At 50.5% G+C, this 22,542-nt stretch carries 20 protein-coding genes; 5 read left to right on the forward strand and 15 right to left on the reverse strand.

Annotated elements, in window-relative coordinates:
- The first annotated feature begins 67 nt into the window (after positions 1-67).
- The 4 genes from PsAD13_RS24500 to PsAD13_RS24515 all read left to right on the forward strand — a co-directional run bounded on the left by PsAD13_RS24500 (position 68) and on the right by PsAD13_RS24515 (position 3,730).
- On the forward strand, positions 68-409 hold the full coding sequence (locus PsAD13_RS24500; RefSeq protein ID WP_063319744.1) for a helix-turn-helix domain-containing protein: 342 nt from the start codon (positions 68-70) through the stop codon (positions 407-409).
- A complete protein-coding gene (locus tag PsAD13_RS24505) occupies positions 406-741 on the forward strand; it encodes a hypothetical protein (RefSeq protein ID WP_063319745.1) in 336 nt (111 codons plus the stop codon). The genes PsAD13_RS24500 and PsAD13_RS24505 overlap by 4 nt, the downstream gene beginning before the upstream one ends.
- Positions 742-860: 119 nt before the next feature.
- The gene (locus PsAD13_RS24510) at positions 861-2,291 is read left to right on the forward strand and encodes an amino acid permease (protein WP_063319746.1); all 1,431 of its coding nucleotides are present in this window, start codon (positions 861-863) and stop codon (positions 2,289-2,291) included.
- Positions 2,291-3,730, forward strand: a complete 1,440-nt coding sequence (locus PsAD13_RS24515) for an APC family permease (protein ID WP_063319747.1) — start codon at positions 2,291-2,293, stop codon at positions 3,728-3,730. Before PsAD13_RS24510 ends, PsAD13_RS24515 begins: the two co-directional genes overlap by 1 nt.
- Positions 3,731-3,793: 63 nt before the next feature.
- Here PsAD13_RS24515 and PsAD13_RS24520 read toward each other — a convergent pair whose 3' ends face one another.
- The 3 genes from PsAD13_RS24520 to PsAD13_RS24530 form a co-directional block, all read right to left on the reverse strand.
- Positions 3,794-4,471, reverse strand: a complete 678-nt coding sequence (locus PsAD13_RS24520) for a carbonic anhydrase (RefSeq protein WP_063290370.1) — start codon at positions 4,469-4,471, stop codon at positions 3,794-3,796.
- 149 nt (positions 4,472-4,620) lie between these two features.
- Positions 4,621-5,004, reverse strand: a complete 384-nt coding sequence (locus tag PsAD13_RS24525; RefSeq protein ID WP_063290371.1) for a RidA family protein — start codon at positions 5,002-5,004, stop codon at positions 4,621-4,623.
- A 109-nt stretch (positions 5,005-5,113) separates the two neighbouring features.
- The gene (locus tag PsAD13_RS24530; RefSeq protein WP_063290372.1) at positions 5,114-5,305 is read right to left on the reverse strand and encodes a hypothetical protein; all 192 of its coding nucleotides are present in this window, start codon (positions 5,303-5,305) and stop codon (positions 5,114-5,116) included.
- A 531-nt stretch (positions 5,306-5,836) separates the two neighbouring features.
- Between PsAD13_RS24530 and PsAD13_RS24535 the strand changes: the two genes are divergently transcribed.
- Positions 5,837-6,919: a MaoC family dehydratase gene (locus tag PsAD13_RS24535; protein WP_063319748.1), complete on the forward strand. Its 1,083-nt coding sequence runs from the start codon at positions 5,837-5,839 to the stop codon at positions 6,917-6,919.
- Positions 6,920-7,042: 123 nt separating this feature from the next.
- On the opposite strand, the gene PsAD13_RS24540 is transcribed toward PsAD13_RS24535, so the two are convergent.
- The 12 genes from PsAD13_RS24540 to PsAD13_RS24595 all read right to left on the reverse strand — a co-directional run bounded on the left by PsAD13_RS24540 (position 7,043) and on the right by PsAD13_RS24595 (position 22,475).
- Entirely contained in the window at positions 7,043-7,483 is a 441-nt protein-coding gene (locus tag PsAD13_RS24540) for a hypothetical protein (protein WP_057460809.1), read from the reverse strand.
- Position 7,484: 1 nt separating this feature from the next.
- Positions 7,485-8,033: a hypothetical protein gene (locus PsAD13_RS24545; RefSeq protein WP_153040965.1), complete on the reverse strand. Its 549-nt coding sequence runs from the start codon at positions 8,031-8,033 to the stop codon at positions 7,485-7,487.
- A gap of 484 nt (positions 8,034-8,517) precedes the next feature.
- Positions 8,518-9,897 carry a methyl-accepting chemotaxis protein gene (locus PsAD13_RS24550; protein ID WP_063290376.1) on the reverse strand — a complete coding sequence of 460 codons (1,380 nt, stop codon included), beginning with the start codon at positions 9,895-9,897 and terminating at the stop codon, positions 8,518-8,520.
- A 348-nt stretch (positions 9,898-10,245) separates the two neighbouring features.
- Positions 10,246-11,892 (reverse strand): U32 family peptidase C-terminal domain-containing protein, encoded by a 1,647-nt coding sequence (locus PsAD13_RS24555; protein ID WP_057460812.1) that lies wholly within the window; start codon positions 11,890-11,892, stop codon positions 10,246-10,248.
- A 331-nt stretch (positions 11,893-12,223) separates the two neighbouring features.
- On the reverse strand, positions 12,224-13,156 hold the full coding sequence (locus tag PsAD13_RS24560) for a LysR substrate-binding domain-containing protein (RefSeq protein ID WP_063291799.1): 933 nt from the start codon (positions 13,154-13,156) through the stop codon (positions 12,224-12,226).
- Positions 13,157-13,502: 346 nt separating this feature from the next.
- Positions 13,503-14,687 carry a citrate synthase family protein gene (locus PsAD13_RS24565; RefSeq protein WP_063319749.1) on the reverse strand — a complete coding sequence of 395 codons (1,185 nt, stop codon included), beginning with the start codon at positions 14,685-14,687 and terminating at the stop codon, positions 13,503-13,505.
- A gap of 82 nt (positions 14,688-14,769) precedes the next feature.
- Positions 14,770-15,783, reverse strand: a complete 1,014-nt coding sequence (locus PsAD13_RS24570) for a DctP family TRAP transporter solute-binding subunit (RefSeq protein ID WP_063319750.1) — start codon at positions 15,781-15,783, stop codon at positions 14,770-14,772.
- A gap of 152 nt (positions 15,784-15,935) precedes the next feature.
- Positions 15,936-17,336: a TRAP transporter large permease subunit gene (locus PsAD13_RS24575; protein ID WP_057460816.1), complete on the reverse strand. Its 1,401-nt coding sequence runs from the start codon at positions 17,334-17,336 to the stop codon at positions 15,936-15,938.
- Between the two features lie 5 nt (positions 17,337-17,341).
- On the reverse strand, positions 17,342-17,974 hold the full coding sequence (locus PsAD13_RS24580) for a TRAP transporter small permease (protein ID WP_063290431.1): 633 nt from the start codon (positions 17,972-17,974) through the stop codon (positions 17,342-17,344).
- Between the two features lie 121 nt (positions 17,975-18,095).
- Positions 18,096-19,097 carry a DctP family TRAP transporter solute-binding subunit gene (locus PsAD13_RS24585; RefSeq protein WP_063308290.1) on the reverse strand — a complete coding sequence of 334 codons (1,002 nt, stop codon included), beginning with the start codon at positions 19,095-19,097 and terminating at the stop codon, positions 18,096-18,098.
- 179 nt (positions 19,098-19,276) lie between these two features.
- On the reverse strand, positions 19,277-20,644 hold the full coding sequence (locus tag PsAD13_RS24590) for a sigma-54 dependent transcriptional regulator (RefSeq protein ID WP_063303915.1): 1,368 nt from the start codon (positions 20,642-20,644) through the stop codon (positions 19,277-19,279).
- Between the two features lies 1 nt (position 20,645).
- Complete coding sequence (locus PsAD13_RS24595; protein ID WP_063319751.1) at positions 20,646-22,475, reverse strand: ATP-binding protein; 1,830 nt, start codon at positions 22,473-22,475, stop codon at positions 20,646-20,648.
- Between the last annotated feature and the right edge of the window lie 67 nt (positions 22,476-22,542).

The raw sequence follows: 22,542 nt of genomic DNA on the forward strand, positions 1-22,542 counted from the left end.
ATATGCTACAATATCTGTAGCAACATATCGCTATAACAAACCTAGCAAAAAGGAAAGCCCTATATCTGTGAAAATACCTAAGGCAGGAACCCCGGTTCGCGGCTCAAAGTCCGGCAAACCAATCATGGTTCTCTTTGATTTGCTGGGCAGACGATGGGCTCTTGGCATCATCTGGAACCTTTCAACCGGCCCGCAAACCTTCCGCGCCCTCCAGTCCAACTGCGACTCTGTTTCACCGACTGTGCTCAATACCCGCTTGAAAGAACTAAGAGAATGCGGGATCGTCATGAATGGAGAAAACGGCTACGAACTGACAGCAGAAGGCGAAGATCTGTTCACCTACCTGCAACCCTTAGGCCACTGGTCTCAAACATGGTCCCATGCAGCCAAACTGAAAGATGACCAATGAAATTCAACCATATCGGCATTCCAACCAAGGGATACTTCAAGGAAGAGATTCCGCTGCCTCACCTGCACATGACCGTCAGCGACCACAAAAACAATCCCTTCGGTATTCAATGGCAACGCTATGACGAAGGTGCCCCCTACCCCGAGATCGTGAAGACAGTGGCACATGTGGCCTTTGAAGTTGACGATTTGGAAGAGGCGCTGAAAGACCAGAAGGTTATCATAGAACCCAACTCCCCCATCCTCGGACTAACCGTGGCCTTTATCGAGGTAAATGGGGCACCTGTTGAGCTGATGGAAGTTGATCGTACCGTCTGCAAAGAAGACATCTAGCCCAGCGCTCACACCTAACAGCAACTTAATGCCACCAAGTCGCTTACCACCTGCACTCTCAGTCTTTTTTCAGGCCCTCAATTTAAAGTTTAGAGCATCAAAGACTATGCCGGTGGCCCATGCAGCAGGAAAAACCGCCCAGCGCTGAACACAAAATCGCATTCATCCCTTTGGTGCTGATCACCACAGCACTGTTTATGACTCTGCGAAACATGCCAATGATGGCAGAGACCGGTATGCAAATGGTCCTGCTCAACGCCATCACCGTGTTTGCTTTCCTCATTCCAACAGCATTAATCTCAGCAGAACTTGCAACAGGCTGGCCGCAAAACGGTGTGTTCCATTGGGTCGAAGCAGCTTTCGGCACGCCCGTCGGCTTCGTGGCAGTGTTCCTGCAATGGATACAGTCCATCTTCGGCGTCACATCAATCGTCGCCTATGCCACAGCTACACTCACATATGCCTTTGATCCGGAGCTGGGCTCAAATCGCTACTACATCACTTTCTCGGTGCTCGCCCTCTATTGGGCTGCAACACTAATCAATTTCAGAGGAACAGAAACTTCAGAGAAGATCTCAGGTTACGCTGTCTCCATCGGCGTCTTCTTTCCCTCAGCCCTGCTGATCCTTTTTGGCATCTACTATCTGCTTTTTGGCGAAACCATTGCACTCGACACCTCAGCAACACTCTCAAACTGGGTTCCATCACTCTCCGACACCACCAGCCTCGTCTTCTTCATGAGCTTCGTGTTCGGCTTTGTCGGTATCGAAGTCTCCGCCTGCCATGCAAACGAAGTAGAAAACCCGCAAAAGAACTATCCGCGTGCAATTTTCACAGCAGCGATCGCAGGCTTTGTTATCACCCTTGCGGGTGGACTTGCCGTCTCACTCATCCTCGAAAAAGGCAATATCTCCAACATCAACGGCGCCCTTCAGGCTTTCTCCGCTTATCTGAATGCCTACGGCCTTTCCATTCTAACACCCTTCATCGCACTGCTGGTCGCAGTCGGGGCAGCCGGTCAGGTCAGCACCTGGATAGTTGGTCCGGTAAAAGGCATGTGGGCCGCCAGCAGAAAGGGGCTACTGCCAGCACATTTCGCTAAAGCCAACAAAAACAACGTCCCTACAGCACTGCTGATTCTGCAAGCCTCTCTCATTTCATTCATTGCCCTGAGCTTCATCCTCTTCGAGAACGTCAATCTGGTGTTCCTCGTCCTCACCTCAACAGCAGTACTGCTTTACTCACTGATGTACCTGCTGATGTTCGTAGCAGCCATTCGCCTGCGTTACACTCATCCGCATATCCCGCGCCCTTACAAAGTGCCCGGCGGCAATTGGGGCATCTGGCTGCTCGGTATCATCGGCATGTTGACTGCCATAAGCTGCTTTGCGATCGGCTTCATTCCCCCACCATCCCTGCCATTCTCAATAAAGAGCTTTGAAGGCCTCATGGTTGTGGCTGTTATTCTCGCCCTGCTGGTTCCACTCAGCATATGGTTCCTGCGCCGCAAGAAAATCTCGCACGCCTCGAAAAGTAGAGGACAAGAGTGATGGCCAAAACACCACGCAATCAGCCAAAGCACCACATAACCCTTTGGCACTTGGTGTTTATGACCACAGCGCTCTTCATGACCATGCTGAATATGCCGCTCATGGCACAAACCGGCATGAAGATCCTGTTCTTCAACACAGCAGTGATCCTCTGCTACATCCTGCCAGTCGCCCTCATTTCAGCAGAATTGGCAACAGGTTGGCCCAAACATGGTGTCTACACCTGGGTGCAGGAAGCCTTCGGCGCCCCATTCGGGTTCATGGCAATCTTCCTGCAGTGGTTTCAGGCCATTTTCGCCATGGTCGCAACCGTTGCCTACACCACCGCAGCCCTCGCATTTGTGTTTGACCGTCCACTTGATGAAAACCCATGGCTCATGTTCACGGGTGTCATCATCATCTACTGGGGTGCAACCTTCGCAAACTTCAAAGGCACTCGCATCACAAAACGTATTGCTGGCATTTGCTTGTTGGCGGGAACCATCTTTCCATCCCTCACCATGATCACACTGGGCCTGCTTTATGTGACTGGACCAGCACAACCCGCTATTGATATCAGCCTCACCACAGCCAATACCATCCCATCCCTCTCTCAAACCTCAACCTTGTTCCTCTTCCTCAGTTTCCTCTTTGGCTTTATTGGAATGGAAGTTTCAGCGGGCCACGCGACAGAAGTTCAGAACGTTCGGCGCACCTACCCAATCGCAATCCTCATCGCAGCATTCATCGGCTTTTCAATTTCTCTTCTGGGTGGTTTGACCATCGCTATGATCATCCCGGTAACAGAAATCTCGAACACCCTTGGCGTCCTGCAGACCTTCACAATACTGCTGGATCATTATGGTGTGTCGAACATCTTACCCATTGCGGCCGTGTTCATCGCTGTTGGCGCCGCCGGACAAGTCAGCACTTGGATTGCAGGACCAGTGAAAAGCCTCGCAGTCGCCGGACGCGATGGCATGCTTCCCAAATTCCTACATAGCTCAAACACCCACGATATGCCTGTACCACTCATGTTGGTGCAGGCTACCATCGCCACACTCATAGCAACCGCTTTCCTACTTCACGTGAAGACCAACGAAGTGTTTTTGTACCTCACCTCAACAGCCGTCCTGCTTTACTCCGTCATGTATTTGCTGCTCTACAGCACTGCAATCCGGCTCCGATACAAATACCCCAATGTTCCGCGGACCTATAAGGTCCCGTTCGGCAACTGGGGCATCTGGGTGTTGGGCAGTATCGGCTTCAGCATCTCACTCATTGCCTTCATGATCGGCTTCCGACCTCCCGACGAACCCGACTTTCCGGCAACAACTTACCTGGCAATCATCATCCCCGGCGTGTTCCTCACACTCAGTATTCCGTTCATTCTCTGGAAGGTACGCCGCCCTAACTGGAAAGCCAGTAAACAAACAAAAAAGCCGCGCCCTACACCATAGAACGCGACCCTCCAAAACTCTATCAAACCAACACTCAGATTGGCTCTCTTACCCTACAAAGGCTTAGTCCTCTGTTTCCTGCTCTTTCAAACGCGCGCGCAGATCCTGTGCGTCTTCAAAGATTTCGGTTTCCTTATTCATAACCCGCAAAGAACCCGAGCCAATATCAAACCACGCACCGTGAATGTCCAGGTTCCCCTGTGTGACAAGCTTTTCAATAAACGGGAACGTCATCAGATTCTTCAGGCTCTGACGAATACCAGCATATTCCAGCGCAAGTTGCGGATCTTCATGTTTATCGACAGGAGTACAAGCCAGCGTGATCGCAGCTGGTTCCAACATCTTGATCCACGGTCCAACAAACTGACCAGTCTTACTGAGTTTGCCATTACTTTCGCGGAAAGCCTGAACACCACCACACTTGCAATGGCCCAGCACAACAAGATGCTTCACCTTCAGGCCAGTCACTGCATACTCAAGCGCTGCACTGGTACCGTGCGTGCCACCGCCTTGGATAAATGGAGGCACCAGGTTTGCCACGTTACGAACTACAAAAAGTTCACCCGGCTGCGCATGGAAGATACCTTCAGGTGTAACCCGGCTATCACAGCAGGAAATCACCATCACTTCAGGTTCTTGGCCATAGATGGCGAGGTTTTGATATTCCTCTTCAAACTGGCGATAAATCCGCTCTTTATAAAGGCCGTATCCAGTCAGCAGTTCTTTCGGAAAATCAGTCATGCGTCGCCATCTCGTTAGTGTCGGTATTGTCTGCCTATATAGCTAAGGCAAACGATCTTTCAACTGGCGAAAAGACCAGAAACTTAAAAGTCTCTCAGCATATACGCCCACAATGTACCTTGCCAGTTTCTCGAAAGCCAAAAGCCAGATTAGCTCCTTCGAGCCATAACTTCTATTTCGACCTTCATCTCCTCCTTGATGAGAGCGCAAATAACCATGGTTGCAGCAGGACGGATTTCACCAAAATACTCACCAAGTACAGCAAAAACCGCCTCAACGTTACTCCGGTCAGTCACATAATAACGTGCACGAACCACATCCTCGAGTGAACATCCGGCTTCACTAAGCGCACTTTTGATTGTTTCCAACGCATTAACGGCCTGTGCGCCCACATCCTCTGGCATTTTCATCGTCGAATAATCATATCCGGTTGTGCCAGAAACATGGACTAAGTCGCCATCTACAACTGCGCGAGAATATCCAGCGGCCTTTTCAAAGGGTGATCCTGAAGAAATTAGGCTTCTCTCCGACATAACAACCTCCCTCGACTACAACTCAACACGCTGTGGCAGAACCACCAACAGCATTTATTGTTTGTAGGATACAACCGGGACAGCTCAGATCAATTGAGAAATTGGCGCCTTATTCCTGACGACTTGATGAGAAAAAGCAGCTCAGCCCAAGTGCGGTCCATAAAGCGATACCAATCCAGTACATCAGCGGGTCTTCTGTCCGGTAGATGACATCATAAAGAAGCGTGTATCCTGCATAGAGATCCCACGCGACCCACGACAGCAAAACAACACCTACAATCCGCCAGAAAAAGCTCACCATGGGCGAAAACCTCCTACCACCCATAGTAACGGTTTGATCTTGAAGAAAAACCTACGGTTTTAGGGGGCCAAACAGTGAACAACTCAGCACACTCATTCAAAGTGAATCAGTCGAGATTTGCTAACATTTTTACTGATTCGCTTGCACAATCCTACAATTTCAACGTCAGGATGTAGCTTTAGCTAAAAACAGGACACAATTACCTAATCATAATCTACATTTAATTTGCTCATTCCTACTGATTCTGAGATATAAAGGGTCTCAAACGGACAGAAAGCTTGCTTGTTTCTCTCGAGTATTTTTGTCGATCATCTGGAGCACGGATTGCGGAAACCACCACATTATCCGTCAACCTATTGAATTTGTTCAATTAAACAAGTCAATTGGACAACCAAGGAAAATACAAAGGCACGAGAAAAAGATCAAAAGCGACACATACTATGCGAAGTGTCAACCTTCTAAGGTGTTGCTTGATAACTAAAAATACTTCTTATTCAATGCCTGCCGTGTTGTTGTTGGGGGACTACATACATGACGTTAACTGCGGTTAAGACAAAAACGTCTTGCGGTAACTTTTTTGAAGATTTTCACGTGGGCCAGGTCATAAGGCATGGAACACCAAAGACAATAAACGAAGGAGATACAGCTCTTTATACTGCATTATACGGATCTCGATTTGCGGTACAGTCGGGAACTGCTTTTGCAGAAACCATTGGATACCCGTATTACCCGTTGGACGACCTGCTAGTCTTCCATGTGGTCTTCGGTAAAACAGTGGGAGATATCTCACTGAATGCCGTCGCAAACCTAGGGTATTCCGACTGCCGTTTCCTGATGCCTGTCTATGCCGGAGATACAGTCTCTGCTACGTCAGAAGTCATCGGGCTAAAAGAAAATTCAAACGGCAAAACCGGTGTTGTTTACGTGCGCTCTACTGGCTATCGCCACAAAGAGCCAGGGAATCCTGAAAAGGTTCTGGAATACACCCGCTGGGTCATGGTGAAAAAGCGCGATGAAAATGCGTCTGCACCAGAAACCACCCTGCCGGATCTGCCAGACGGAATTTCCGAGAACTGCTTGGGGCAAGCCGTTCCAGAGCTTTCAATCGATAATTGGGACTTTGACCTGTCCGGTTCACCATTCCGCTTCGATGACTACGAAGTGGGTGAAAAGATCGACCATGTCGACGGTATGACCGTGGAAGAAGCTGAACACCAGCTCGCAACACGTCTTTACCAGAACACAGCGAAAGTCCACTTCAATCATCATAGCGAGAAAAACAGCCGCTTTGGCAAACGCCTGATCTACGGTGGCCATGTCATCTCGCTTGCGCGTGCTTTGTCTTTCAACGGACTAGGCAATGCTTTCCATATCACGGGCATCAATGCAGGACGACACGTTGCACCGCTCTTCGCGGGTGACACTGTTTATGCATGGTCTGAGGTTCTGGATAAAAAACGGATTGAAGGAAGAAGCGATATCGCAGCACTACGCCTGCGCCTCGTTGCAACAAAAGATCTTATTTGCGGAGATTTCCCATACAAGAATGAAGACGGGAAGTACCAAGACGGCGTGATCCTTGATCTGGATTACTGGGTCGTCATTCCGGTTTGATCTTCATCGTATCCTTGAGAAGCCAAAACCTCTCAATAACGGATAGGGCCAAACGACAAAAATAAAACAACACAAAAAGAAAGCCCGGCGCATCACCTGCCCGGGCTTTTCTGACGCTTCCTACTATCCCAGTTCCTGAGCAGGAAGCTTCAGCTCTTGCTCTAGAACTTTAAAGTAATCAGTATAAGCAGCCTCTGAATCTACCGGTTCATTATTGTAGGATGCGTTCGCACGCACCAACATCTCACCATCCATCCTCGGAACGACACTCACCGTCATTCGCAATTGGTATCCATCCAACTTCATCCCACTTACAGTCCCTAGTTCCTTATCGGCATTACCGATAACAAACCCCATGTCCTGCATAGTTGTCATAACCGATTGGATCGTATTTTCTTTATCTTTGGTCTTGAAAGTTCTGGACTGAACTTGTCGCAGTCCGCTCTGTTCTTCGACTGCAATGTCAAACACGTTGTCTTTTGAAGACGTTTGGCAGCCAGTAACACCAAATGTCAAAACCAGAACAGCAACGCTCACAAGGGCTTTAGATCGATCTAGCATCATATTAACCTCCTGTGACATCCCAAGGGATGGATGCGCCTAGTGTCTCGTAAAACTGGCTGTAAAGTTTCTCATCTTTAATTGTTTCTGCTTTGGAAATTTCACCCCTTTGGTCCAACACAATACGCTGGACACTGATCCGCAGGTCAGTCGCATTTTCCTCACTGCCAGCGGTGATAGAAGCGCGTACAAACTGCTCATCATCATACTTAAAACTGTTTGCCCCTGCTATCGGTCCAGCAAGTAATGTCGTCAATGCAGCACCAACAACGGCTAAAGCAACTTGCTCACCTTCTGTCGCATCACGTTGCTTCGAGCCAACAACAAGCCCTAACTCTGGATCTGTTTTGTCAATGGAAAAGCCCATATCCTGAAGAGCCGCGGCCCCAGCCAGAAGCACTTCTTTTTTCTTTGGTGTGGCGATGGTTCTGGACTGAGCCACTTTCATGGCTTTGTGCTGCTCTGTCACTTGCAAAACATCATCAGGCATTTGCGCGCAAGCGCCTGTCAGCAGTAAAGTACAGCCAGTTAATATATGAAATCCTGATTTCATGTGTGATCCCAAATCAGCACGAAACTTCGCTAGATTGAGATACACACCTCATTATTTTAGTATCTACTAAAAGAGATTAGCTGAATATGACGTAGCATTTCCACGTCCAAAAATAGAATTCAGAATTCATTCATTCATTCATTCAGCAATTGCTGCAGACGAGATAAGAAACACGATTTCACTGACTATCAATACACAGAGTGCATTTAAATTGAAGCATAACACATATTTCCGAACATTCACGCTCGAGAAAAAATAACGTTAAAAATCAGCATCTTACAATGTTATCGCATTCTTCCCTGAACACGAGTGGTGATTTAAGTTACTTTTTTTGATCCTGAGTTCATCGAAGCAAACACAAATAGAAATCACTGTAGCATTTGTCTGACACCACAGTGATTTTCATTATGTCAGTTAGCTCAACTCAGCAACGAAGGCAGTCACATTACGCAATCGCACTCGTTTCTGGATTGACCGGCGCCAATCACCGCTCGGTCAACAACTCGTCCAGATAGCGCAGTACCTCAGCAGAAGCGTCTTCCATGCGTTTGTAAGCAGCGTCTGCGCCTGCATGATCTGCTATTCCCAGCAGGCGTGCGCATTCCTTGCCTTGTTCGTGAACTTCAGCATGAACAGGCAACAGTTTCTTAAACGCCAGACTATCGCGAACGCGAGCATCATCTACCTTGTCATACCACTTACCAAGACGGCACTGATGATGATCCGAAAGCTCACTCACCTGCAAATGACTGAGGCCAACTGACATTTCGGCAAGGTGCTTCTTCCAGATTATGTGATCAGCCTTAGCACGATGCAGAATAAAGTTCGGTACGCCGCGCTTATCAAATTCAGTAAACTGCTCTTCCACAATGGATTCAGACTGAGCAACCGTTTGGATCACATGTTCAATCCGCTCATTCACATCGCGTGCATGCCCTGCAATGGCATGGACACCGCGATTGATTTCGCTGGTTGCCTCTTCCTGCTGCGTCAGCTGGTGTGCAATTTCACGCATCTGCGTACTCGCAACTCCTACATCGCGCATCACTTCGGAAATCAAACTCTCGGCATTCTGTGAATTATCAATACTCTTGCCAACCAGAGACTGTGCATCGCTCACAGCTGAGTTCACATCGTTCACGTGAGCCTGCAAGGTCTCAATCCGGCAACGAATATCATCGGTTGCCTGCTGTGTTTGACCGGATAGATCCTTCACCTCGGAAGCCACGACAGCAAAGCCCTTGCCCGCCTCGCCAGCACGCGCGGCTTCAATCGTCGCATTCAGTGCCAACAGATTTGTTTGCTTGGCCAGTCCTTCAATCGTACCAACAAAGGTCCCAATCTGAACAGCGGCAGCGGTCAACTCATTTGCAGCAGCAGTCATACTTTCAAAGAACCGACCAATATGCTGGCTGGCATCTGCAGATTCTCGAGTTGCTGTTTCTCCCTGCTGCATGGCCTCATTTGCAGATTCCACCGCATCCGCAGCTCCTTGAGCGCTGGAGGCAATCTCAGAGAAGGAAACGTTCAGCTCTTCAACACCAGTCGCAATTGTCTGCGCACCTTCATCCGTTTTGCGGATATGCCATGTGATTTGGGAGATCGCGGCCATCGATTCACTGGCTTGCAGGGAGTACTCTACCGTTTGACCAAGGGTACGCTCGTCTTGATCATCAAGCTTCTGCTTCAGCGATTCAAAGCGCTCATAAAGATCTACAGGAACTCCTTCCACTTCGGGAAGTGGACGATCTTCCATCAAAGCCGACAGAAGTGCATCAATTCCTTCACGATTGATGTCGCCCACATCTGCTTGATGTGATCCCTCAGCCTTAGGTGCGCTCTTCAACATTCCGGACCAGTTCATCTTGAATTACCTTCCAAACTGCACATTCAGTGCAGATAATTCCCTAGCCGCCAATCTCTCACCACCACAACCCAGCCAAGTCACGAGAGACTGAGCAAGTAAGATCAGCGTATTTACGTACCCCACAACAGGTCATTCAAGACAACAAGCGCAACTATCCCAACGTCAAACTCATGAGCTTGAAAGACTCATGCTTAAAACATACATAAATTATTACTAATAATAGCTTATTCGCTTAATAAGCATGGTTTTAGCTTTGAGATTCAATGGGTTCTCATAAGGGTCAGACAAAATAAAAGCCCCGACCTTTCGGGCCGGGGCTTCAAATACATCAATCTAACTAAGCTATCAGCTCACTTCGTGCTTCAACGCATTCCGCGCCAACATCACACCCTGCTTTTTGGTCTTCAGGATCTCGCGAGCTTTCTCAAACTTCGGATCTTCCCAGAAGATCATGCAACCGTTACAGCCACGACCACAACAACCTTCCAAGCCAAGACGAGGAGACTTCGGTTTACGATCCTGACTGCCTTCAGCAATCGCATCAATCAATCGGTCGCGCTGGCTTTCATACTTGTTCTGCTGCGCATTCGTCGCTTCACCACGCGCTTCAATACGCTCTGCTGTCCGGTCCAGCTTCAGGCGACTCCACTGCTCAGGTGTCAACGGACGCTCTTTACGCACCACAGTGTTCACCGGGAAGCGATCTTTAAAGTCAGCTGCATCGTCTTTGTCGAACAGCGAAAACGGGATACGCACCAGCGGCTGCTTGCCAGCGTGCACTTCCTCTGTAATCTCACCAGACTTAGCGTTTTCAAACTCATAGATGCGCAGCAAGACGCTGTCGTCGGACAGAGGTTGCAGAAACTCCAGCACTTCCCCGGCAACAATCTTGTTCTTCACTTTCATGTAGAACGCTTCGTCAGTCACCTTCTCAACAATGCCGGCAAACTCCCACTCACCGATAGAGTGTGTGTCCTCATAATTGTGGGCGTAGTTGTTCAAACGACCTTCATGGAACGCAGTTGTGTAGCCACGGTTGGCAACACTGTACATCTCATCCATGTACTTTTGCGGGTTCCAGTTCTCAGGATCACGGTAGTAATCATCAATCGCCATGCGGTAAGCGCGTGCAACAACCGCCACGTAGTACATGGACTTGCCACGGCCTTCGATCTTCAGCGAATCCACACCGATGCGCAGGAAGTCATTCAGCTTCGGCATCAGGCACAGGTCTTTGGAGTTCAGAATATAAGAACCACGACCATCTTCCAGAATTGGCATCAACTCGCCGGGGCGGCATCCCTCTTCCAGCAAGAACTCAAACATGTCCATGTTGTCTTCATTCAGCTCAAGCTCATTGATCGTGCCATCTTTCATGCGCATGCGCACTTTGTAATTCCAACGACAGGAGTTTGCACAGTTCCCTTGGTTCGCGCCACGCTCTGCCATAAAGTTGGAAAGCAGGCAGCGACCAGAATAGGTCATGCACATCGCACCATGAACAAATGCTTCCAGACGGATGTCCGGGCACTTCTCACGAATTTCAGAAAGCTCAGGAAAGGACACTTCACGCGCCAACACAACCAGATCAGCGCCCTGCTCTTTCCAGAAATCAACCGAAAGCCACGAACAAACGTTCGCCTGCGTGGAAATATGCAGCGGCACATTTGGCAGCTCTTTACGCATAAACTGGAACACACCTGGATCAGCAATGATCAACCCATCCGGATTAATATCGCGAATGGTCTCAGCATATTCCTTCAGTTTAGGAACATCTTTGTTATGAGAAAACAGGTTCAGCGTCAGATAAACACGCTTGCCATGCTTATGCGCAAATTCAATCCCCTCAACAACCTGCTCAAGCGTAAACTCTGCCTTCGTACGCAGGGACATATCTGGCGTACCAAGGTAGATCGCATCTGCTCCATAAAGCACAGCAATCTTTAGCTTCTGAAGGTTGCCCGCAGGCATCAGGAGTTCTGAAGTTCTCATAGTGGCGACCAAATTCTCTGGTGTTTTCTAAAGCTCTGTTGTCGAGCTATTGACCAGCGCCTCGGCAGTGTCTTTGGGAAACAGCAAAAGGGCGCGTATTTAGGGGTGCTTCTAAGGGATTTCATCAAGGATGAACAGAACAATTTTGTCTCACCCAGTTTGACGGGCTCCAGCAACTCCATTGCTCAGCAACACACCACTCCAACAAATCCGTATAACTATGCTTACAAAGAAATGGGCGGATACCTAAGTACCCACCCAAATCATAAGAACACTCATGTAAGCTGACGGTTAATTGCCCCCGCCGTCAACTACAAACAGCAACACTCGCTTAATCGACGAGCGCAGCCACTGGTTCATAAGCTTCTTCATCTACGAAATCGTAGCGCAACTGATTTTCAAACCAATCACGGAAGCTGCGAATTTTTGGCTCAGCTCCACGCTTCTCACGCCACATCAACTTATGTTCACGACCATCCCGCTGATATTCAGGGAAGATCGGAACAAGGCGTCCGGCGGTTTCAGCTTCGGCACTCAGCAGATTGGACTCTAGAACAATGCCGAACCCCTTTTCGGCAGCGTCAAGAGAAAGAGCCGCATTCTCAAACACCATCATCTCGTTGACGATCGGGTTTGGAACACCAGCTTCAGACAGCCATGTCTCCCAGGAAACCGTGGCACCTTCACTGCGAATAATCGGCAGCTTCAACAGCTCATTCGGCTTTTTCGGGTAGCCAAGATTGTCCAGCAGTTCAGGTGAAATCAGCGGACGAAACTTCTCGCGTCCCAAAGAGATCTCCTGAAACTCTTCTGGAGTATTGGACTGGCGCGTGAAGACAAGGTCATAAAGCCCGCCTTCAATATTCTGATCAGAGCCACTGCTGGAAACAGTCACCGTGATCTCTGAATTATGCGCAGTAAAAGAGCGAAGGCGGCGCAGCAGCCAATTGCTGGCGAAGCTTGAGGAACAATGGATACTCAAGGTATCTCTGTTCCCGACGGCCTCAATAGTGCGCGTCGCAGTTGAGATTCTGTCAAATGCCTCGGCAATCTCCGAGGCATATCGATAGGCCGCTGCAGTCGGGAAAACCGCTCTGGAACGGCGCTCAAACAGCTCCAATCCCAGGTGATCTTCCAACGCTTTGAGCCGGTGACTGACCGCACTAGCGGTAATTGCTAGCTTTTGGGCCGCCGAAACCAAACTCCCAGTTTCCATAACTGCACGAAACGCGACCAAAGCATTCAAAGGGGGCAAACGATTCATGAAATGCCTTATTCTTGATAGAGTGAGAGATACAACCAATATTCCGATTAATGATGTAGACGTAACATAGCGCCTCCCCAATTTGAACACCCTCAAATCAACTAGGTCACGTCAAAAATTATGTAAAAGAGCACATTTCCACAATAGATAACACCACACATGAACTACTCAATTATTGATAATCTACGGAATACTTTTAGATATACAGATAAAATAATCGATATAAATTTCATTACAGAGAAAGAACATAACATTATCAATTTTACGCTAGGAGATCATAGAATAGCTCCTAGATACACGCCTAGGTTAAAGATCAAAAAAATTAACTATTCAACTGACGCCTGCTTTAGGTCGGACGAATACCAACATATGCAGCGCGCGGACGTATTTGTTCTTGCATTTGATACTGTTCGAGCGCCTGAGCAATCCAGCCGCTAATTCTTGAAATACAAAACAAAATTCCTGCAGAATTTTTTGGTAAGCCCAAAATCTGCTCCAAAAGTGCTAGTGGAAAATCCACATTCATGTGCTTTCCGAAAAGCTCACGAGATCTTTCCAGCAACGGTGGAATCAGTTCAACAAGCGGGTGATCCAACTCACTTTGCATGAGTTTGTCTAATAGAAATTCGCCCCTTGGATCAGGCCCGCCGTATACGGAATGCCCAAGTCCCGGCAGATATTCTCCGTTCATACATCGCTCTTGCAACACCTTCTCTATATCGTCAACTACATGAATATGCTTCAGCCAACTCAGCACACGCTCTGCGTTTGTTCCATGTCTGGGCCCCATAAACGCCCCAAGTCCGGAAACAAGAACAGCATGCAGCGGCGCCCGAGTCGAAGCAGCACATCTCACCGCATATGCGCTGGTATTGAGCTCATGGTCCGCACACAAAACAAGCGTTGCACGGATCAGATCGATGGCCTTTTCATTCTTCACACCCCATGCCTGCGCAATCTGTCTGTGCATCGGCTCAGTGCTCGGCGCTTGCATCAGCAACGCACTTGCTGCAAGGCGAATGAGGCTCGCCCCTTTCCGCTTGAGTAGCTCCTGAGACAATGTGTAGGCAGCGCTGTCTTGTTCCGGCCAGGAACAGAGCGCCACAATCGCCCGCTCAGCGGGTCTCTGGTGCCCGCTCATCACCTCAACGGCATGAGGCGCAGGCTGGGCAAACGGATCATTCTCACAATCCCACAGCAGCGTGGCGACACTTTCAAGCGTACCAGCCTTTGCAAGTTCCAGTGCAGACTGACCGCGGTAGTAATGCCCCTCATCTGTCAAAAGCGTCAGCTTGGTCTCAAGCACGCCCTTTGCAGCAGCATTGCGGGACTGCCCATCCCGTTCCTCAGAGCCTTCTCCAGCCCGACGACTTCGCAGAAAGCGGATATCTGAAGCATCATAGAGCCGCGTCCTTCCCGGCCCCTGAACCGAGCGGACCAACCCACGGCTCACATAGGCATACAGCGTGGCCGGGCGCACCCCCAACTCATTGGCAGCTTCTTTAGCGGAAAGATAAATAACTTCAGACATGGCGCACCTATTACATGATCAACGTTGATCATACGAATAAGACAGGCACACGCAATACTATAGATGTTCAATCAGAAGACTGTCAGTTGCCCTTGGTCGCATTAGAGGCCTCAGCAGCAGCAATCAGATCCTTGCCGATCTCATCTTCAAACTCACCCCAAACAGGTCGCATCACATCCGCCCATTGCTGGCGCTGTTCTGGCGTCAACTCACGCACAGTGTAACCGGCATCAACAATCCGTTGCCGGTTCTCGTCGCTCGTCTGCGCAGCTTGCGCATTGGCCTTGGCCAACGTTTCTTTGAAGATCGTCAGAAACTGCTCCCGCACATCAGGCTTCAAGTTTTCCAACCACTCCTTGGGCGCAAACACAACATAAGCCAGCAATTGATGGTTGGTCTCAGTAATCCCGTCCTGAACCTCAAAGAACCGCGAGGTGAAAATGTTGGACCAGCTGTTTTCCTGACCATCAACAACCCCCAACTGCAAAGCCCCATAGACCTCTTTAAACGCCAACTTCTGCGCACTCGCTCCCATCGCCTCAATCATTGCAACGGCCACATCAGAGTTCTGTACCCGAAACTTCAGCCCTGCCCCGTCAGAAGGCACGAGCAACGGCTTATCGGCAGAAAAGTGCTTTAATCCATCATAGAGATACCCAAGTCCAACAACCCCGAAATCAGACATGACATCAAGCAGTTCCTGCCCCTTCTCGCTGGCAGTAAAACGCTGTACTGCATCCATGTCCTCAAACAGGAAAGGCAGATCAAAGAGTCGGAACTTGTTGGTGTAAACTTCCAGTTTTGAAAGAGAAGGCGCCGCCAGCTGCACATCACCCAGTATCAGGGCTTCCATCACCTTCTCATCATCATAAAGCTGGGAGAAGGGAAACACCTGCATACAGGCCACACCGTTCATCTCGGTGTTCACCCGCTCGGCCAGCATGCGCGCGAAATCCCCTTTGGGATGGCCTCTCGGCGGCACAACATGGCTGAACTTGATAACAACTTCGCCAGGCTTACAGTCAATCTGGGCGAACGCAGGTGTGGCGAAAGCAACGCCCAAAGCAAGAATTACAGCGGTGATCGCTCTCCTCATCAGCTCCTCACGGCAACATTATGAGACCTGCCTATTATCGCAGTTTCCCCCCAAAATCCGCCTAAGCTATTGCTCTGCATTTGCCTCGAATAAGCAGCAACAAAAAAGCCGGAGCAAATGCCCCGGCCTTTCAAAACATATCTTGGTTCCAGCTACCTGACGATAACCTCTGGCCCCATCATATAGGTCGGCAGCGCCGTGGAGAGCCATGGCAAGTACGTAACCAATACCAGGAACACCAGCAGAACCATCACAAACGGTGCAGCGGCACGCACCACCTGCACCAGACTCATACCCGTTATGCCCGAGGTCACAAACAGATTGAGCCCGATAGGCGGTGTGATCATGCCAATCTCCATGTTCACCACCATGATGATACCCAGGTGAATTGGATCAACGCCCAGCTCCACAGCAATCGGGAACACCACAGGCGCCACAATCAACAGCAAACCGGATGGTTCCATGAACTGACCACCAATCAGCAGGATAATATTGACGGCAATCAGGAAGGTGAACCAGTTGAAACCCGCACCTAACATCCAGTCGGTAATGACCTGCGGGATACGTTCAGCAGTGAGTGTGTGAGCAAAGAGCAGCGCATTCACGATGATGAACATCAACATAATCGTGGTCTTACTACTCTCAACCAGCACCTTGCGGGTATCCCGGTGGAAGAAGGCAGGGAAGAAGTAAAGAACACTCAATCCAATGTTACGGACAATTGCCTCAAGCAGTCCTTCACCAGACTTACGCCATTTCTTGTCCTTCAGCGGCCCCATGTCACGATAGATGAACAGAGCAATCAGACACGCATACACAGCTGCCACAGCCGCAGCTTCTGTTGGAGTAAACACACCTGCGTAAATACCGCCAAGGATGATCACAATCAGGAACATACCAAACGCAGCTTCAGCAAACGTGGACCACAGCACCCTGATGCTTGGGAACGGTTGCGCAGGCAGGTTTTTCTTGCGGGCGATAATGTAGATCGTCACCATCAGCATCAGACCAGCAACAATGCCCGGGATGACACCCGCCAGGAACATGCGTCCAACAGAAACGTTGGTTGCAGCCGCATAAACAACCATCACGATGGAAGGCGGGATCAGAATTCCCAGCGTACCAGCATTGGCGATGATGCCTGCAGCAAATTCCTTGGAGTAACCAGCCTGACGCATCGCAGCAATCGCGATGGTACCAATCGCAACCACGGTCGCTGGAGACGAACCAGAAAGCGCAGCAAAGATCATACAGGCCAGCACGCCAGCCATAGCCAGACCACCACGCACCCAGCCAACAGTTGCCACAGCAAAGTTCACAATACGGCGGGCAACGCCGCCAGTAGACATGAAGCTGGAAGCCAGAATGAAGAACGGGATCGCGAGCAGTGTAAAGTTCTGCGACGCATTGAACATCTGAATGGTCACAGAGCTCATAGAGTCATGAGAGAACAATGCGATATAGAGAACGGAAGACAAGCCAAGCGCAATCGCGATTGGTGCCCCGATAAGAAGCAGCCCAAAGAGCAGCAAAAAGAGAACAGCGGTTTCCATTGGGCTTAGTCCTTCAGCACGTCTTTGTTTTCTTCAACGAGCTCTTCAGCTTCGTGCGCGGCAATCATCGTGTCGCGTTGGCCAGTCAGAATGAACCAGCACATCTGCAGCGACCGGAAAGCCAGAAGGGCAAGACCGATTGGCAAGATGACATAGCCCCACCACCGCGGAACACGCTCTTTCACGCCAAACATCTCCTGATACCACTCAGGAAACTTCAGATCTTCCATGCCGATTGGAAGCTTGTAGTACTTGGCAACGTAATCAAACGCACCGCCGGAAGACCCGCGGTTATCAAGCCCAAGCAACCAGCCAAACCAGTCTGCATCAAACAGCAGCGCCGCATACAGCAACGTCACCAGCGCACCAATCAGCCCGAAGGTGCGGAAGACCGGTTTCGGAAACAGGCGGATGAAAGCATCAACGCCAAGGTGCGAGCCAATTTTCAGGCCATAGCTCATGCCGAAGAGAATAAGCCATGCAAACAGCACGCGGGTGAACTGTAGCGCGCCACCCCAACCCGAGTTAAAGCCGTACCGCATGACGACCTGCCAGAAGGTGACCAGCGTCATCACCGCAAGGATGGTGGCGATAAAGCCTTCTTCGAAAGCATCTATTATTTTATTTAGTCGAGACAAAGCGCCCTCCCCCAACAGCACTCTCATTTCTCAGTGTGTTGCGGCACCGAAAAAGAAACCATTGTGGTTTTTCAGGGTCTGCCCGACCAATAGCCGGACAGACCTATCAAGATGTATTGGATTAGTTGTTTGCTGCGACGGCAGCGTCGATCACATCCTGACCGATGTCATCAGCAAACTTGCCCCATACAGGCTTCATCACGTCAACCCACTGCTGACGCTGCTCAGGTGTCAAACTGCGAACTTCTACACCAGATTCAATGATCTTCTGCTTGTTCGCTTCGTTGATAGCGGAAGAGCGAGCGTTCGCATCGTTGGTCACTTCAGTGAAGATAGTGATGAACTGGTCGCGAACTTCTGGATCAAGGCTATCAAGCCATTCCTGAGAGGTCACAGCAAGGTAAGACAGCAGCTGGTGGCTGGTTTCTGTAATACCGTCCTGAACTTCAAAGAACTTCTTGGTGTAGATGTTGGACCAGGTGTTTTCCTGACCATCAACAACGCCGGTCTGCAGCGCGCCGTATACTTCTTTAAACGCAAGCTTCTGCGCGTTTGCTTCCATTGCTTCAATCATCGCAACAGCAACGTCAGAGGTCTGAACACGGAACTTCAGGCCAGCAGCATCAGCAGGTGTCAGCAAAGGCTTGTTGGCGGAGAAGTGCTTAATGCCGTTGTAAACGTAGCCGAGACCAACAAAGCCGATGTCTGACATCGCGCCCAGCAGTTCCTGACCTTTTTCACCCTGCGTGAAGTTGTTCACTGCATCCATGTCAGAGAACAGGAACGGAAGGTCAAACACACGGTACTTGAGTGTGTAAGCTTCAAACTTAGCAAGAGAAGGCGCAGCGATCTGAACGTCGCCGAGCAGCAGAGCTTCCATCACTTTGTCATCATCAAACAGCTGGGAGCTTGGGAAAACCTGCATACAGGCCTTACCATTCATCTCAGTGTTGATACGCTCTGCCAATGCAGTCGCAAAGTCACCCTTTGGGTGGCCGGTCGCAGACACAACGTGACTGAACTTGATAACAACTTCACCCGGATCACACGCTTCAGCAGCAACGGCTTGAGTAGCGGTGAACATGCCAGCTGCAACTGTGGCAGCAGTAACCAATTTCTTCATAGTATCCTCCCAGATGGAACGGAGCGAAGCTCCTCACGATACTAAAAGCAATCTGCGTGCCAGTTTTAATACTATTAGTATTTTCAGCTACTTACGAATATTTACCTAATTATTCGATTTACATTTGTTACGAATAAGTAACATTGACTACTCAAAGATGTGTCGAATTCGACACATTTCTATTCACCAATCTCATCCTTCCCAAGCCCATATTTCTTCATCTTCTCATAAAGCGCCTTGCGGGAGACTGACAGCGCTTCATAGGTCGGTTTAATCTTACCGTCGTTCTTCTCAAGCTCGGCAGCAATAATATCGCGCTCATAGGTGCTTACGCGCTCAGCCAGAGTACCGCTCTGCGAGCCCGAAACGGCAGCCGCCGCACCAGCTGCCTTTGGCTGACCTTCCAGCCCCAGCACAAACCGGTCTGCCACGTTGCGCAGTTCGCGCACATTACCCGGCCACTCCCGCTGCATCAGTTCACCGAGAAACTCTCGCGAAATCTCCGGCACTTCTTTCCGGTAACGTGCACGAGCCCCACGGGTGAGGTAATGGAACAACACCGGAATATCCTCCAGCCGTTCTCGTAGCGGCGGAATAGCCAGTGTGATCACGTTAAGGCGGTAAAACAAATCCTTCCGGAACCGCCCTTGGTTGGAGGCCGCTTCCAGATCTTCCTTGGTCGCTGCCACAAAACGCAGGTCCAGCGGAATGGATTTGTTCGACCCTAGGCGCTCAATCGTCCGCGTCTCAAAAACCCGCAGCAATTTCACCTGCAAGTCCAGTGGCATGGACTCAATCTCATCCAGAAACACCGTCCCGCCATGCGCATGCTCCAGCTTGCCAATCCGCAGGCCACTTGCACCGGTAAAGGCGCCTTTCTCGTGCCCAAACAACTCGCTTTCGATAATATCAGCAGGCAGCGCCCCACAATTCAGCGCCACAAATGGCCCGTCTTTGCGCAGACCTTCCTCATGCAAAGCACGCGCGACGACTTCTTTACCAGAACCAGTCTCACCCAGAATAAGCACATCCGCATCCGTGCCAGACAGTGCGGTAATCGTACTCCGCAGCTCTTCCATGGACGGGGACTTGCCAACAATGCGCTCTTCCAGACCTGAGAGCTTGCCCAGCTCCTCACGCAGCACGCGGTTTTCCAGCGTCAAACGGCGCTTTTCCAGCCCACGCTCAACAACGGCAACCAGCCCACTAACCGGAAACGGCTTCTCTTTAAAATCATAGGCCCCGGCGCGCATGGCTTCCACCGCCAGCGGTACATCACCATGGCCGGTGATCAACACTACAGGCAACGCACTGTCGATCTCGAAGGCAGCTTTCATCAGGTCAAAGCCGCCCATTTTGGGCATACGGATATCGCTGACCAGAACGCCATAGAACTCATGCGTGATGTGCTCCAACGCTTCTTCAGCGCGAGAAAACGACACCACGTGATAGTCGGCCAGTTCCAGCCCCTCCACCAGCGCTTCACGCATATCTTCGTCGTCATCGACCAGAAGAATGGTGGCTTTATCGATTGCCCATACGTCCATACTAAACTTCTTCTTCCTCAAGATCGCCGGAAGTCTCCGTGGCATCCTTCAGCACAATCACAAAGCATGCGCCGCCAAGCTCAGACTGCTCATAGCGCAGCTGCCCTTCCAAATCCTCGATTATCTTATAGGCAATGGAAAGGCCAAGCCCCAATCCTTCACCCACATCCTTTGTAGTGAAGAACGGGTCGAAAATGCTCGCAACAACATCCTCTGGCACGCCTGGTCCATTGTCTTCAAAGCGAATGACCACCTGCTGCTCATGATGAGTAACCGAAATCCGGATGCATGGTTCAGCCTGCGCTTTCATGGCATCCAGCGCATTGCTCATCAGGTTCATCAGCACCTGCGCAAGCCGAACCTGCCCAGCCAGAACCTCAATGGACTTGTCGTCCTGCACCACCTCAGTGTGCACGCCCATCTGCTTGCAGCGTGGCCCCGTCAGCATCAGCACTTCACCAACAACGGCAGAAACCTTCACCGGAACAAGGTCACGTCCCGCTTTACGGGTGAACCCTTTCAGGATCTGACTGATCGCCGCCATCCGCTCCACCATAGCAACAATCTTGCCCAGGCTCTTCAGTGCGCGGTCTGACTTGCCTGTCTCAATCAACACCTGAGCGTTTTCGGAGTGCGTGCGGATCGCACCCAGCGGCTGGTTGAACTCATGAGAAAGCGCAGCAGACATTTCGCCCAGTGTTGCCAATTTGGCAGACTGCACCAGACTGGCCTGCGCCTGTTGCAAGCCTTTTTCTGCGGCCTCACGTTCTTTCACTTCCTGTGCCAGCAAAGCATTCATGGTGGAAAGCTCACGGGTACGCTCATGCACACGCTCTTCCAGCCGCGCCGCATAAACCTTGTCCTGCCGGATACGCTCCAGCAAACGCCGCCGCCGCTCACCCGCCATCCAGAACAGACCACCACTCACAACACACAGCAGCAAAGCCACCAGCGCCGCCCAGATGGACTGTTGCCGAACCTGAGAGGTATCGGCAAACAACACCACCTTCCAGTTCAGCACAGGCAGCTCCTGCTCAATCATCTGGAAGTTGGGTTTGTTGAAAGGCGGGCTTAATCGCACAAGTTGGAAGTCCAGATCATACCAACGCTGCTCAATCACACCATTGAGAGTATCGGACACACGCCCACGTCGCGTTGTGCGCTGTGCAAACAACCGCTCTCCGCGCCAAGTGGATTGGTTGGTGGCAACCACAATGCCGTTTTGATCAACAGCAACAAGGCGATCTTTTGAAAGCGCCCAGGATTGCTCAACCCCTTCAAGGCTCACACGAACCGCAATAAAGCCGTAGTCGTGCTCCCCTTGCCGAACCGGAGCGATGAACACATAGCTGGCAGGCCCACCACTGCGGGAAAGAACCAGTTGCCGCCCAAGACGCCCCTGCCGCGCAGCTTGCAACGCATCCGCATAAGAGGACATGCCCTGTTCCGCCATACTGGCGTTGTCGATCAGGTTGGACGCAACAATCTGGCCGTCAGGCTTTTGAAACCAGACCTCCTGCGCGCCAGACATCCCTGCAATTACCTTGGCAACATTCTGCCCGCGCTCATGTTCATCATTGGCAAGGATCTGCACAATATCAGAGCGCCGCGCCAACAACGGTGGCAGCAAGCGATATTTATCGAGGTATTTCTCAAGCCCTGCCGCCTGCACAGACAAAGTCGCCTGCCCACGCGTTTGCAAGTCTGCCAGATAAAACTGGCTGCTCAACTGCATCGCGACCCAGGCCACCACAAGCGCAAACACAGCAAACGTCACCAGTGCAACACTGGAGACCCGCTGCCATCGCTCAGATCTGCTTGTCCTGTTCACGTCGCTTATCCGGTTTTGAATATCGTCGTGATGCCTCCCGAGACATCACCAAATGCGCCTAATCACT

It is taken from the genome of Pseudovibrio sp. Ad13 (genome assembly GCF_001623225.1).
In the GTDB taxonomy this organism is placed as follows: domain Bacteria; phylum Pseudomonadota; class Alphaproteobacteria; order Rhizobiales; family Stappiaceae; genus Pseudovibrio.